Source organism: Actinomycetospora succinea (assembly GCF_004363095.1).
In the GTDB taxonomy this organism is placed as follows: domain Bacteria; phylum Actinomycetota; class Actinomycetes; order Mycobacteriales; family Pseudonocardiaceae; genus Actinomycetospora; species Actinomycetospora succinea.
In genome coordinates, this window is the sequence record NZ_SNYO01000004.1 from 71442 (window position 1) to 85164 (window position 13723).

The 13723-nt window shown below is 76.0% G+C and carries 11 protein-coding genes; 4 read left to right on the forward strand and 7 right to left on the reverse strand.

The window, feature by feature from the left end; genetic code table 11:
* Positions 1-95: 95 nt before the first annotated feature.
* The 5 genes from EV188_RS15455 to EV188_RS15475 all read right to left on the reverse strand — a co-directional run bounded on the left by EV188_RS15455 (position 96) and on the right by EV188_RS15475 (position 7473).
* The gene (locus EV188_RS15455) at positions 96-995 is read right to left on the reverse strand and encodes a hypothetical protein (protein ID WP_133827198.1); all 900 of its coding nucleotides are present in this window, start codon (positions 993-995) and stop codon (positions 96-98) included.
* On the reverse strand, positions 992-3526 hold the full coding sequence (locus EV188_RS15460; RefSeq protein ID WP_243741731.1) for an ATP-binding cassette domain-containing protein: 2535 nt from the start codon (positions 3524-3526) through the stop codon (positions 992-994). Before EV188_RS15460 ends, EV188_RS15455 begins: the two co-directional genes overlap by 4 nt.
* A 175-nt stretch (positions 3527-3701) precedes the next feature.
* Positions 3702-4082 carry a hypothetical protein gene (locus EV188_RS15465; RefSeq protein WP_133827199.1) on the reverse strand — a complete coding sequence of 127 codons (381 nt, stop codon included), beginning with the start codon at positions 4080-4082 and terminating at the stop codon, positions 3702-3704.
* Between the two features lie 146 nt (positions 4083-4228).
* On the reverse strand, positions 4229-6157 hold the full coding sequence (pknB, locus tag EV188_RS15470) for a Stk1 family PASTA domain-containing Ser/Thr kinase (protein ID WP_133827200.1): 1929 nt from the start codon (positions 6155-6157) through the stop codon (positions 4229-4231).
* Between the two features lie 158 nt (positions 6158-6315).
* A complete protein-coding gene (locus EV188_RS15475) occupies positions 6316-7473 on the reverse strand; it encodes a DUF5685 family protein (RefSeq protein ID WP_243741732.1) in 1158 nt (385 codons plus the stop codon).
* Between the two features lie 162 nt (positions 7474-7635).
* Between EV188_RS15475 and EV188_RS31615 the strand changes: the two genes are divergently transcribed.
* Together EV188_RS31615 and EV188_RS15480 are read left to right on the forward strand one after the other, a co-directional pair.
* A complete protein-coding gene (locus tag EV188_RS31615; protein WP_166659912.1) occupies positions 7636-8154 on the forward strand; it encodes a hypothetical protein in 519 nt (172 codons plus the stop codon).
* Between the two features lie 101 nt (positions 8155-8255).
* Positions 8256-9008 carry a class F sortase gene (locus EV188_RS15480; protein ID WP_243741733.1) on the forward strand — a complete coding sequence of 251 codons (753 nt, stop codon included), beginning with the start codon at positions 8256-8258 and terminating at the stop codon, positions 9006-9008.
* On the opposite strand, the gene EV188_RS15485 is transcribed toward EV188_RS15480, so the two are convergent.
* Positions 9005-10036: a DUF4185 domain-containing protein gene (locus tag EV188_RS15485; RefSeq protein ID WP_133827201.1), complete on the reverse strand. Its 1032-nt coding sequence runs from the start codon at positions 10034-10036 to the stop codon at positions 9005-9007. The genes EV188_RS15480 and EV188_RS15485 overlap by 4 nt on opposite strands.
* A gap of 34 nt (positions 10037-10070) precedes the next feature.
* Positions 10071-10262 carry a hypothetical protein gene (locus EV188_RS31620; protein WP_166659913.1) on the reverse strand — a complete coding sequence of 64 codons (192 nt, stop codon included), beginning with the start codon at positions 10260-10262 and terminating at the stop codon, positions 10071-10073.
* A 238-nt stretch (positions 10263-10500) separates the two neighbouring features.
* Between EV188_RS31620 and EV188_RS15495 the strand changes: the two genes are divergently transcribed.
* Entirely contained in the window at positions 10501-12240 is a 1740-nt protein-coding gene (locus tag EV188_RS15495; protein WP_133827203.1) for an acyclic terpene utilization AtuA family protein, read from the forward strand.
* On the forward strand, positions 12228-13715 hold the full coding sequence (locus EV188_RS15500) for a CoA transferase (RefSeq protein WP_133827204.1): 1488 nt from the start codon (positions 12228-12230) through the stop codon (positions 13713-13715). The genes EV188_RS15495 and EV188_RS15500 overlap by 13 nt, the downstream gene beginning before the upstream one ends.
* The last annotated feature ends 8 nt before the right edge of the window (positions 13716-13723 follow it).

The window sequence follows — 13723 nt, forward strand, 5'->3', positions numbered from 1 at the left end:
CGAGAGTATGCGCGATGGCCTCAGGGCAGGCCAGAGCCCTCACACATTTCGTAGAGTTCCCTTACTCCATGTGACAACTCTGAGGCCCCGGACGGTCACCGACCGGCCGGGAGCCGGCTGCTGTCCAGCAGGTGCACGGCGGGGAACATCCGGTTCGAGTCATCCAGCGAACGGGTGACGATGTCGAACGTGTACGGCCGACCGGAGTAGGCGGCGGTGGCGTAGACGGTGCCGTCGGGCGCAGTGCGCCGGTGCAGCGGGCCCTGGCGCTGGTCGACGCCGTGGCCCCAGACCGTCATGCCGTCGAGGTTCGGACCCCAGCTGCGCTGGTCGTCGTGCCACTGCTGGGCGTCGGCGGCCGTCGACCACTCCGTGTAGTAGACGAATCCGCCGGGCACCGCCGCTCCGTAGTCGCACAGCACGACCGCGACGGGGCGTGCGCCGGTCGACGTGACGTACTCGGCGGCACCCACGCGGTAGGGCGCGCAGCGGTCGCCGAGCGCGGTGACGTCGGGGAACGCCGCCGCGAGCGTGCCCGTCGGCACGGTGGCCGTGGGCCCGTCCGCGGCGACCGCGGACGCCGACGGGCCGGGGGCGGCGGGGTCGGGAGCGGTGGGCCAGCCGACGACGAGGAGCATCACCAGCACGCCGAGCAGCCCGACGGCCAGACCGCCGGCGGCCCAGAGGGTCAGGCTCCACGGCCGCGCGGGGGCGCCGGAGGGTGCGACAGCGGGCGCCACCGGGTGCGGGCCGGTCCCCGCGGGACGGGGACGGGGCGCCGGGCGCGGGCGGTCGACCCGGTCCTGCGGCGCCGGCCGCTGCGTGGGCACCGGGGTGGGGACGAAGGACTGGTCGACGGCGGGCTGCTCGCCGGGCTGCGCGTCCGGGACCGGGACGTAGCGCCCCGTCGCCGGGCCGGGCGAGAACACCGCGTGCTCGCCGGTGTCCGGGAGGGCGTGGGCGCCGCGGCGGCGGTCGGTCGAGGTGAGGGTCATCGTGTCCTCCCGGCTCGCGGGTCGAGGCGCCGCAGGAGCAGTGCGGTGACGACGACGAACAGCACGGTGACGCCGGCGAGGGCGCCGAGGTCGAACAGCCACGTCCCGGCGGTGTGGTCCCACAGCGGCTCGGCCTCGGTGTAGGGCGGCGGCACCCCCGGCCCGCTGCGCACGCCGATCGTCGAGGCGCCCATCGCGAAGCCCCACCGCGCCGGCACGAACCACGACAGCTGGGCGAGGACGGGGCTGTCCTGGATCTGCAGCAGGGCGCTGGAGAGGATGAACTGCAGCATCGCGAGCAGCACGAGCAGCGGCATCCCGCGGTCGGCGTTGTCGATCCACGCCGACACCGCGAGGCCCACGGCCATGCTGGCGATCGTGATGCCGGCGATCGCGACGAGGATCTCCAGCTGCGCGTTGCCGAGCACGACCGCCTCGTCGGGGCCCGGCCGACCGATCTGGCCGAGGACGCCGAGCACGATGCCCTGCAGGCCGGTGACCAGCCCGAGGACGACGACCTTGGAGAGCAGGTAGGCGTTCCGGGCCAGGCCGATCGCCCGTTCCCGGCGGTAGATCTCGCGTTCCTTGACCAGCTCGCGGATCGAGGCGGCCGACCCCATCAGCGCCGCGCCCACCACGAACACCATGAGCAGGCTCTGCGGCGCGCCGGGCACCCCGCGCATCTGCTCGGCGAGCGAGAGCCCGGTGTCCACCGGCAGCGCGTGCGACAGCGCCGCCAGCAGCAGCGGGAGCGCGACCATGAAGATCGTGTACTGGCGGTCGGCGGCGATCACCGCGAGGTAGCGCCGGCACAGCACGGCGAACTGGGCGATCGCCGACTGCTGGCGCGGCGGCGGCGTGGTCGCGACCGGCGTGGCGGCGCGGTCGACGGGACGCGACGGCGGCGGGGTGCCGATGTAGCGCTCGCCCTGCGCGGAGTTCCGGAACCGCTCCGCCCACTCCGCCCCGGACGACCGCTCGAGCAGGAGGAAGAGGTCGGCGAAGTCGGTGACGCCGAAGTAGGTGAGGGCTTCCTGCGGGGGCCCGAAGTAGGCGACGGTGCCGCCGGGGGCGAGCAGGAGCAGCCGGTCGCAGACGTCGAGGTTGGCGACGTTGTGGGTGACCACGACGACCGTGCGCCCGTCGTCGGCGAGTCCGCGCAGGGTGTGCATGACTGACTTGTCGAGGCCGGGGTCGAGCCCGCTGGTGGGTTCGTCGAGGAAGAGCAGCGAGGGGCGGGTGAGGAGCTCGAGCGCGACCGAGGTGCGCTTGCGCTGGCCGCCCGACAGCGAGTCGATGCGCTGGTCGGCCTGGCCGACGAGGCCGAGCTCGCCGATGACCTCCTCGATGCGCCGGTCGCGCTCGGTCTCGGTGGTGTCCGACGGGAACCGCAGGCGCGCGGCGTACGCGAGGGCGCGCCGGACGGTCAGCTGCGGGTGCAGGATGTCGTCCTGCGGCACGAGCCCGATGCGCTGGCGCAGCTCGTCGTAGTCGGCGTACAGGTCGCGGTCGGCGTAGGTGACCGTGCCCTCGTCGGCGGGGCGGAAGCCGGTCAGCGCCCGCAGCAGCGTCGACTTCCCGGCGCCCGAGGGCCCGACGACCGCGAGCAGGCTGTTCTCCTCGAGGGCGAAGCCGACCCGGTCGAGCAGGGTCCGGCCCTTCGCGGTGCGCACCACGAGGTCCTGGGCGCGGAACGCGATCGCGCCGGCGTCCTCGCGCTCGACGAGCCTGTCACCGTCGAGATGGAACAGCGCGTGCCCGATCCCGACGAGCATCCCGGGGCGCAGCGGCGCGCGGCGGATGCGCCGCCCGTCGACGTAGGTGCCGTTCGGGCTGCCGAGGTCGACGAGCTCCCAGCCGCCCGCGCCGTCGGCGACCAGCTCGGCGTGGTGGCGCGAGACGAGCAGGTCGTGGACGACGACGTCGTTGTCGGTCTCGCGGCCGATGCGGATGCGGCCTGCCGCCGGGGTGGGGGCGGCTGGCGTCGGCGGGGACGGCAGGCGGTGGACCGCCGAGAGGCGTCCCTGGCGGCTCGGTCCGTCGGGGGCGGGCTCGGGCTCCGGGGCGGGCGGACGGGCCGCGCGGGGCGGACGGGCCGGACGGGCCGCCGGCGGGACGAGCGGGGCGAGCATCGGCACCGGCGGCGCGCCCGGGTCGGCGCTCACCGCGCGCAGCGACAGCGTCACCTCGGGGCCGCCGACCCCGAGCGTGAGCGTCAGCCGGGGCGTCGCGCCGGGGGAGAGGCGCAGCTGCTGGAGGCGCTCGCCGGCGACGAACACCCCGTTCTGGCTGCGGTCGAGCAGCTCCCAGCCCGTCGGCAGCGGCCGCAGCTCGGCGTGCACCCGCGAGACCAGCGGGTGGACGACCTGGAACCCGGCGGCCTCGTCGCGGCCGATCGTGACCGGCTGCCCGGGCGGCACCACGACGTGGCGATCACCGTGGGTGAGCTCGAGCTGCGGGGCCGTGAGCGGCCGGCCGCGCGCCGCACGTCGGCCGGCGACCGGCCGGGGCACGGGCTCCACGGGATGCACCGGGTTCCTCCCTCGCGGCCGGGCCCCGCGGCCCGGCGACGTCACCTCCCCCGGAGCGTGCGCCCGAAGTGGTGACAGTCTGTGTTCGCGAGGGGGGACTCATCCAGAGGGTTCGCGATAATCGCGCCGATCTATCACTCCTGGTGACCGGCGGCGGCCGACCGGGTGGCTCCGCTCACGCCGGACGGGGCAGCGGGGCCGTGACCGAACGACGCGCCGGGGCCTGCTCGTCGGCCGCACCGGGCAGCGGCGTGCCGAACGGCGCCGCGAACGGACGCGTCAGCGGGTCGCGGCGGGCGGTGTCGTTGTCGATGGCGTGCACGTGGCCCGTGACCTGCACCGATCCGACCTCCGCGAGGCGGCGGTGCACCCGGTCCAGGCGGGCGCGCAGGGCCGCGGCGTCGTCGGCCTTGCGCTGGCGGGCGCGGCGGGTGTGGCGCGGGCCGACAACCGACGGCGTGCCCTCGGCGTCGGCGTCGGGGCCCTCGCCGGCGGGGGTCGCCAGGGCGAGCGCGGCGGGGCGGACGGAGCGGGTGGTGGTCGAGCGGCGGAACATCGTGGATCACGTCCCTCGGTGCGACGGGCCGTCGTGCGGTCACCCTCTGCATCGAGCGCCACGCGGCCGCTCTTGATCGGCCGACCGGTGGACTACAGATCCGGGCCACGTCAACCGAAGGGACGCGTCACCTCCCGCGGAGATGATCAGAAGAGGCCGTCGAAGAACCCGTCGTCGCCCGAGCCGTCGCCGGTGTCCCCGGTGTCGCTGCCGTCGCCGGTCCCGGACGTGCCCGCCGACCCGTCGCCGCCACCCTCGGTGGCCCCGCCCGAGCCGGAGCCGCCGTCACCCGAGCCGCTCGACGGCGCCCCCGAGGACGGTGACGAGCCCTCGCGGACGGCGGTCACGGTGACGGTGGTGCCGCGCGGGACCGCAGTGCCGACACCGGGCTGCACGGTGACGACGGTGCCGGGCGCGCCGCCGCTGTCGACCTCGCGGACCGAGACCTCCAGCCCGACGCCCTCGAGCGTGGCCTCGGCGGACGCCCGCGAGCGGCCGACGACGTCGGGCACCTGCAGCGTCGCGCGCCGCTGGCCGACGACGAGCTCGATCGCGTCGCCCGGGGGACGCAGCGAGCCGGGCACCGGGTCCTGGCCGATCACCTGGCCGACCTCGGTCGGGTCGCTGGTCTCGCGCAGGCGCGGCACGGGGGTGAGCACGAGGCCCGCGCCCTCCGCGGCGACCCGAGCGGCCTCCGGGCTGCGGCCGACGAGCAGCGGGACCTGCACGAGCCCCGGGCCGCGCCCGATCCGCAGGGTCACCGCCGACTCCTCGTCGACGCGCTGCCCGACGTCCGGGCTCGACCCCACGACGCGGTCGACCTGGTCGGGCGGGGACGGGGTGGGCACGAGGATCGGGGCGAGGCCGGCGTCGGCGAGCGCGCGCACGGCCTCGTCGCGGCTCAGCCCCACGAGGCGGGGCACCTCGCTGTCCGACGGGCCGAGCAGCCACCACCCGCCGCCGAGCAGCACGGCGAGCACCACGCCGATCAGCGCGAGCTTGCGTCGCGGCCGCGCCGGCGCCGCCGCGGCGTGCGCGCCGGTGCGCCCGGCGTCCCCGGCCCGCCGGCTCCCGGACCGCGCGATCTCCGGGGTCACGAGCGTCTCGACGGTGTCGCCGACGTCGTCCCGGCGCCGGCGGCGTCCCGGATCCGTCCACCGGCCGGTGTCCCAGCCCCGGCCGGTGTCGTCCCGGTCGGGCTCCCCGAGAACCGCGGGGGCGTCGGGACGCTCGCCGGCGAGCACGCGCAGCAGGTCGGCGCGCATGTCGGCGGCGGTGGGGTAGCGGTTGTCGGGGTTCTTGGCCATCGCGCGGCGCACGACGGCCTCGAGCTCGGAGGACACCACGACCCCGGGCGGCGTGAGCGTCGCGAGCAGCGGCGGGTCCTCCCGCACGTGCTGGTAGACGATCGCCACCGGGCTGTCGGCGGTGAACGGGGGCTCGCCGGTGAGCAGCTCGAAGAGCACGCAGCCCGCGGCGTAGACGTCGGCGCGGGCGTCGACCTCCTGGCCGAGCCCCTGCTCGGGCGACAGGTACTGGGCGGTGCCGATGACCATGTCGCCGGTCAGCGCCGGGCCGGTCTCGGTGAGCGCCCGGGCGATGCCGAAGTCCATCACCTTCACGACGTCGCCCGGCGTGATCATGATGTTGGCGGGCTTCACGTCGCGGTGCACGACGCCGCTGTCGTGGCTGTAGCCGAGCGCGGCGCAGACGTCGGCCATCACCGCGCAGGCGCGCTCCGGCGGCATCGGCCCGTGGACGCGCAGCAGGTCGCGCAGCGTCGACCCGCTGACGTACTCCATGACGATGAACGGCAGCCCGACGCCCTCGGCCGCCACCTCGCCGGTGTCGTAGACCGCGACGATCCCGGGGTGGTTGAGCCCGGCGACGTTCTGGGCCTCGCGCTCGAAGCGCAGCCGGAACGAGGGGTCGCGGGCGAGGTCGGAGCGCAGCACCTTGACCGCGACCTCACGACCCAGGCGCACGTCGAGCCCGGCGTGCACGTCGGCCATGCCGCCACGGCCCAGGCTCGGGCCGAGCTGGTACCGCCCGGCCACCAGCGTCGCCTGCGACATGCGCTCCTCGTGCCTCCGTTCACTGCTCGGTCTCGCCGGGTCCCGACGTCGGCGCCGCCCAGCATCACCCGGACGGGTCCAACGCCGCGGGAGCGGGTCGGCAACGGCGGGTCGCCGTTTCGGCGCGCGAGTTCCCCCGTTCGTCGGGGCCGATGCGGTCAGTCGCCGCAGCAGCACCCATCGCAACAGCAGCCGTCGCCCGAGCAGGCGTCGCAGCAGTCGCAGCCGCACGACGTGCAGTCACAGCAGCTCGCGCAGGGGTTGGGCCGCGGCTGCCCGCTCCACGGGCCGACGATCGGGTCGGTGCAGCAGAGCTGCCCGGTGCAGCACAGCCCGGCCGCCGCGGCACACCCGGCGAAGAACCCGCGGGGGTCCCGGGTCGGCCCGCCGTCGCCAGGATGCGGCGGCTGGTCGGTGGACGGCTGCTCCAGACGGACGCACGTGCGGTCGACCGCGCGCTCCGTCTCGTGGACCAGGAGACGGTGGGCGAGCCGGGCGTCGAGCGCGTGCTCCGACGGCAGCTCGACGACGGCCAGCGACGCGCCGAGGATCTCGACCTGGCGGCGGGCGAGGTCCCGGGTCGCCGCGACGCCCGCCCCGGTGGCGTCGACCGGGTTCCAGCGCCCGGCACGCCGGTCGTCGTCGAGGTCGTCGAGCGCGTCGAGCAGGTGCGCCAGCCGCCCGAAGGCCGCGCCGGCGGTCGCGAGCGGCGCCGCGTTGCCCGGGCGGCCGGCGAGCACGGCGGTGTGCGCGAAGGCGGCGGACACGGCGTCGGCGGTCGGGGCCGTGGCGTCGGAGAGGGTGACCGCGCCCGCCGCGTGCTCGACGGCGTGCTGGCGCGCCGGGACCGCGAGCAGCGCCGACGGGTCGAAGCCGCGGGGCGCGGTGGCGCGGGCGCGCGTGCTCCATCGCTCGGCGACCCGCCGCGTCAGCGCCGCCGCGGGTCGGTGGCGCAGGACGCCCTGGCCGTCGTCGACGTGGTCGGTGAGGTGCCCGGCGGCCAGGAGCAGCGCGGCGTGCGCTGCGAGCTGGGCGCCCTCGCCCGAGACCACGGTCGCCGTGCGCATCCCGCGCGCCGGGCAGGGGCCGGCGCGTCGGTCGGCGGCGTCGTCCCCGGCCGGGCTCTGGGCCGCGGTGAGCACCGAGACCAGCAGTGCGTCGACGTTGGTCGCCGTGCGGGCGAGCTGCCCGTGCCCGTCGCGCAGGGTCAGGCACGTCCCGCAGAGATGCGCCATCCATCGCCGGTGCAGCGCGGGGGAGAGGTGGTGGCGGCAGGGCCGCACGATGCCGAGCACCGGCAGGAATGTAGTGATCACGGCTGTCGATCACGACGGCCGTTCGGCAGGTTGTGCGCGGCCGTTCGTCGCAATCTCGTCCGGCATCTGTGTGTGCGCGTTCCGTGAGCAGGGAAGGGTTCCGGCGACCGCGTCGCGCGCCACGGGGGCCGCGCGACCGCGACGATTCGGAGGGGAAAGACCGTGATCTCCAGGAACAAGGCACGTCTGCTCGCGACGCCGGCGCTGGTCGGCGCGCTCGGTCTCGGTGTCCTCGCGGGCTGCTCGCAGGGGCAGGCGCCGGCGCCGCCGCAGGGCGCCGGGGCGCCGAGCGCCGCCGCGGGTCAGGGCGCTCCGGGGGCGCCGGGGGCGCCGGGTGCGCCGGGTGCTCCGGGTGCTCCGGGGGCGCCGGGTGCCGGCGCCGAGGGTCAGCCGGGCGCCGGCGGCGCGGCGGGTGCCGAGGGGCAGCCGGGCGCCGGGGGCACCGGCGCCGACGGTTCCGGTGCGGGTGGCTCGGGTGCCGACGGCTCCGGCAGCGGCTCGGGCTCGGGCAGCGGTTCCGGCGGCGGCGCGAGCCAGACCCCGTCGGGCGGCGTGGAGACCGGCGGCGGCTCGACGTCGGGAGTCGAGCACGCGGGCCTCATCGGCGCCGGCGCGCTCGCGCTGGCGGGTGCCGGCGCGCTGGGCGCCACGGCCGCGCGCCGTCGCCGCACCGACAGCTGATCGACTCCCGGCGACCCCGCACACCCGTCCGGTGTGCGGGGTCGTCGTCTGTGCGGGTGCTGTACAGATGGCGGGGACCGGTGATCGGGAACGGAGCGGGCGTGGGCGCGGCGGACGACGGGGGAGCGAGGGACTCCCCGCCTGCCTCGGAGGCAGCGAGCGACGCCCTCGCTCCACCACCCGAGGAGCCGCCGCCGGCGCGCCGCGATCCCGTCCGCCGGTCGCTGGTCGCCGGGGCCGTGGTGCTCGCGGTGCTCGGAGTCGTGCTGCTCGGGTGGGCGGTCACGCACCAGTCCGGGCCGCCGCCTGCCCCGGTGTCCGCCGGCCCGCCGCCCCCGTCGTCGCTGGTCGCGGCGCCGCCTGGCCGGGAGGTCGAGGCCGCCGAGCCGCTCGGGACGTCGTCCCCGCCGGCGACGCTGCGGGTGCCCGCGATCCGGGTGGACTCGCCGGTCGACCAGGTCGGCCTCAACCCCGATCGCACCATGGAGGTGCCCGCCGAGGGGTCGCCCGGCTACGACCACGCCGCCTGGTTCCGCTACTCGGTGACCCCGGGGCTCCAGGGCCCGTCGGTGATCATCGGCCACGTCGACTCCGCGGAGGCCGGGCCGTCGGTGTTCTACGAGCTCGGGCGCCTGCGCCCCGGCGACCGCGCCGAGGTCGTGCGCGCCGACGGGGCCACGGTGACGTTCGAGGTCACCGAGGTCGCCGTCTACCCCAAGGACGCCTTCCCGACCGACCGCGTCTACGGCCCCACCGCGGGCCCCGAGCTGCGCCTGATCACCTGCGGCGGCAGCTTCGACCGCGGCGCGGGCTCGTACCGCGACAACACCGTGGTGTTCGCGCGCGAGGTCTAGACCCCGATCCGCATCCGGAAGTGCATCGCGCGGTAGGGCCAGTTGTCGTTCGTGTGCCACTGGCTCACGACGAGGTGCATCTCGTCAGGCGTCGAGCCGGGCAGGATGTAGCCGCCGTAGCACTGCGCGACGCGACCGCAGCCGTGGTCCTCGTCGTCCCACCCGCAGCCGGCGATCACCGTGAGGCGCTCGGCGGTGGTGAGGTCGGTGGTCGGGCCCTGCGGCATCGGGATGAGGTCGACGCGGTAGTTGCCGGCGTCGAAGGCCGCGAGCCACCACGCGTCGCCGACGCGGCGCAGCGAGAGCTCGCCGAACGCCCCGGGCAGCACGGGCGTCGGGGCGTTGCCCCAGCCCCACGCACCGTCGGCGAAGCCCCAGCCCTCCCACGCCGCGGCGTCGAGCAGCCGGTCGGCGGGCACGCGGTGCAGCAGCAGGGGCTTGTCGCGCTGGAAGCCCGTGGTCAGCGCGTAGACGTAGCCGTCGGGGCCGAGCTCCCAGGTGAGCATCTGGAAGAGCCCGCCGAGGTGCCCGCCCGGCCAGCTCAGGCCCGTCGACTCCCACGTCTCGCCGTTGTCGCGGGAGCGGTGGATCTCGGTCCAGTGCACGTTCCCGAGGCCCTCGCAGGCCATGACGTGCAGGTACATCTGGTCGCCGATGGTGATCAGGTCGGTGGGGAGCTGGGTGGTGATCCGCGTGCCGCCGATCAGCCCGCCGAGGCGCCCGCCGATGCGCGCGTTGTGGCGGTAGGAGACGACCTGCTCGGCGTAGGGGTGCGAGCCGCCCGCGGAGCCGGTCCACCGGACACCGTCGTTGCCCCGCACCGACGCCGGGTCGCCGAAGAGGACCACCGGCGAGCGCCACCCCCGGCCGCCCGCCTCCTTGCTCTCGAACGTGTCGCCGAAGACCGCGACGAGCCGGCCGTCCGGGGCGAGTGCCGCCGCGCCGAGGTCGGTCCCGCCGATGCCGAAGTCGTCGGTCTGCCCGGGCCCGGTCAGGTCCCGGAGCTTGGTGACCTCGAGGGTGCGCATGCCGTGGTTGTACCGGACCGCAGGTGGGGCACCGTCAGGCCGGGATGCGCTCCGAGACGGGGGCGCGGCGCTGCGCGGGCACGACGGCGAGGCGCCGCGGCACGGGCGCGGTGCGCCACGCGGCGCGGGCGCGGTCGTCGACGGTGCCGTGGGCGACCATGGCCACCGTCGGCGCGGCCATCCACGCGGCGGCGAGGCCGCCGAGGGTGAGCGCGAGCGTCTTCATGCGAGTCCCCCCTGCCCCGACCGGAGTCGGGGTCGATCATCTGCTCCGACCAGTCGCCGGCGCCCTCGAACGGTAGAGCGGTGGTCGTGGGCTGCACTGAGCCGTACGGGTGACGAATGCTCAGGTTGCTCTCAGAGATATGTGATCCAGGCCACTCTGCCGATCGTCCGGCACGGAGGCAGACTCCCGTAACGGTCAGCGCTGACCGTCACGTGTCGCCCCGCTCCCGGGAGGTCGAGTGTCCGCACGCCCCGTCCGCATCGCCAACTGCGCCGGCTGGCTGTGGGACCGCTTCTCCGGGCTCCGGGACGCGCTCGCCGGACCGGTCGACGTCGTGACCGGCGACTACCTGGCCGAGCCGACCCTGCGCCAGCTCGCCCTGGAGCGCGCGAAGGACCCGTCGCTGGGCTACGCGCAGAGCTTCCTCGCCCAGTTCACCGACGCCGTCGGGCTGCTCGCCGAGCGCGGCGCCCGCCTCGTCGTGGACGCGGGCGGGCTCAACCCCGCGGGCCTGGCCGACGAGGTCCGCCGCGTGATCGCCGACGCCGGCCTCGACCTGGTCGTCGCGCACGTCGAGGGCGACGACCTGTCCGCGCGCCTGGACACCCTCGGCGCGCTCGAGCACCTCGACACCGGCGTCCCGCTCGCCGACTCCGGACTGGAACCGACCACCGCCAACGCCTACCTCGGCGGGTGGGGCATCGCCGCGGCGCTCGCGGACGGCGCCGACGTCGTCCTCTGCCCGCGGGTCACCGACGCCTCCCTGACGGTCGGGGCGGCGGCCTGGTGGCACCGCTGGGGCACCGAGGACTGGGGCGCGCTGGCCGGCGCGGTCGCCGCCGCGCACGTCATCGAGTGCGGGCCCCAGGCCACCGGCGGCAACTTCTCCGGCTTCACCGCGGTCCCGCGCGTCGACGACCTCGGCTACCCGATCGCCGAGATCGCCGCCGACGGCACCGCCGTGATCACCAAGCACGAGGTCGCGGGCGGCACCGTCACCACCGACACCGTCACCGCGCAGCTGCTCTACGAGATCCAGGGCCCGACCTACCTCAACCCCGACGTCACCGTGCACCTCGACGACGTCGCGCTCACCCGGGTCGCCCCGGACCGCGTCGAGATCACCGGCGTCACCGGCTCCCCGCCGCCGAGCACCACCAAGCTCGCCATGACCGCCCCCGGCGGCTACGAGTCCAGCGTCGCCTTCTACGCCACCGGGCTCGACCTCGAGGCCAAGGTCGCGCTCCTGCGCACGCACGTCGAGCGGATCACCGCGGAGCTCGACCTGAGCCTGCTGCGCGTCGACCGCATCGGCACGCCCGTCGAGGACCCGCCCGACCAGTGGGCGGCCGCGCAGCAGATCCTCGTGACGGCGCAGGCACGGTCGAAGAGCCAGGTCGACGCGCGGCGGTTCGTCGCCCCGATGACCGGCCTGTTCCTGCCCGGCTACCCCGGGCTCTACGTCAACCCGCTGAAGGTCTGCGCGCCGGTGGTCGAGTACTGGCCGGCGCTGGTGCCCGTCGACGTGCTCGACCACGTCGTCGTCGGCGCCGACGGGACCCGCACCCCGGTGAAGGACACCCCGGTCCGCGTCGGCGCGGCCGGTCAGCGCCACTCGGACGAGGCGCCGCCGGTCCCGGACCTCGGCGCGACCCGCCGCGCCCCGCTCGGGCTCGTCGCGCACGGGCGGTGCGGGGACAAGGGCGGCAACTCCAACATCGGGTTCTGGGCGCGGGAGGAGGCGTGGGACTGGCTGCGCGGGACGCTGTCGACCGAACGCCTGCGCGCGCTCTTCCCGGACGCCGCCGACGTCGTGGTCGAGCGCCACGAGTTCCCCGGCCTGCGCGCGGTGCACTTCGTCGTCCACGACGTGCTCGGCAAGGGCGCCTCGTCGAACGGGCGGCCCGACATCGCCGGCAAGGCCGTCGCCGAGTTCCTGCGTGCCCGCTTCGTGGAGGTCCCCGAGTGTCTGCTCTGACCAGCCGCCTCGAGGAGGCCTGGGCCAACCCGGTCACCGACGACGACGCGTTCGATCCGCTCCGCGAGCTCGACGACGTGCTCGCCCCGCTCGGGCTGTCGTCGGGAGACGCGGGCGGCGCGGTGACGCTCGCCGGCCGCGACCCCGTCGTGCCCAGCCCCGTGCGCATCGGGGCGGCGGCGAGCATCGGGCTGCTGGCGAAGTCGGTGGCCGCCGCCGCCCTGCACCGCGACCGCGGCGGGCCCGGCCAGGACGTCCACGTCGACCTGCGCGCCGCCCCGCACCGGCTGTGCCCGTTCTACGACCGCACGTGGGAGCGGCTCGGCGGCTACCCCGTCGCGTCGAGCGTGGAGCAGGGCAACGCGATGGGGTTCAGCTTCTTCCGCTGCGCCGACGGCCGCTTCGTGATGCCGCAGAACATGTACCCCAACCTGCGGGAACGGGCGCAGGGGCTGCTCGGGGTCCCGCTGACGAAGCCCGCGGTCACCGAGGCGATCGGGCGCTGGAAGGCCGACGAGCTCGAGGAGGCGGCGTCGGCGGCGGGTGTCGTCATGCCGGTGGTGCGCACGCTGCCCGAGATGCTCGCCGAGCGGCAGTACACCGACGTGCTCGCCGACCTGCCCCTGGTCGAGGTCACGAGGATCGGCGACGGCGATCCCGAGCCGCTGCCCCCGGCCGGCGAGGCGCCGTTCTCGGGGCTGCGAGCGCTCGGGATGGGGCACGTGATCGCCGGTGCCGGGTTCGGGCGCGCGTTCGCGCTGCACGGCGCGGACGTCCTCAACCTCTGGCGCGTCGGCGAGACCGAGCACGAGACGACCTACGCGTCCGCGAACGTCGGCATGCGCTCGTCGTGGCTCGACCCGCGCCGCGACCGCGCCGAGCTCTCCCGCCTGCTCGCCGGCGCCGACGTGTTCTTCCACAACCGGCGCCTGCCGTTCCTCGACGAGATCGGGCTGCGGCCCGAGCAGCTCGCGGCCGAGCGGCCGGGGATCGTGGCGGTGACGGTCTCGCTGCACGGTCTCGACGGCCCGTGGGCCGGGCGGCCGGGCTTCGACCAGACCGCCGGGTCGGTCAGCGGGATGATGCTGCTCGAGGGCGGCGGGCAGACGCCGCGCCTGCCCCCGATCCTCGTCGTCAACGACTACATCGTCCCGTGGCTCGCGCAGGCCGGCGCCGTGGCGGCGCTGCGGCGGCGGGCGGTCGAGGGCGGCTCGTACCACGTGCACGTGTCGCTGACCCGCGTCGCGCTGTGGATCCTCTCGCTCGGGCTCTTCGACCGGGAGTGGGCGCACGCGACGGCGAACAGCACCGAGGAGCACCGCTACCTCGACCCCGAGACGTTCACCGCGGACACCGGGCTCGGCGCCTACCAGGGCGTCACCGACCAGGTCGCGATGTCGGCGACGCCCGGGCGCTACGACCCGGTGCTCGTCGCCCGCGGGGCGTCGCCGCGGAGGTGGGCTCCGCCCAGGTGAGCAGTGTG

Excerpts from the sequence above, each read along its gene's own strand:
- EV188_RS15455 (WP_133827198.1), bottom strand. The coding sequence starts at position 995 with ATGACCCTCACCTCGACCGACCGCCGCCGCGGCGCCCACGCCCTCCCG.
- EV188_RS15465 (WP_133827199.1), bottom strand. The coding sequence starts at position 4,082 with ATGTTCCGCCGCTCGACCACCACCCGCTCCGTCCGCCCCGCCGCGCTC.
- pknB (WP_133827200.1), bottom strand. The coding sequence starts at position 6,157 with ATGTCGCAGGCGACGCTGGTGGCCGGGCGGTACCAGCTCGGCCCGAGC.
- EV188_RS15485 (WP_133827201.1), bottom strand. The coding sequence starts at position 10,036 with ATGCGCACCCTCGAGGTCACCAAGCTCCGGGACCTGACCGGGCCCGGG.
- EV188_RS31620 (WP_166659913.1), bottom strand. The coding sequence starts at position 10,262 with ATGAAGACGCTCGCGCTCACCCTCGGCGGCCTCGCCGCCGCGTGGATG.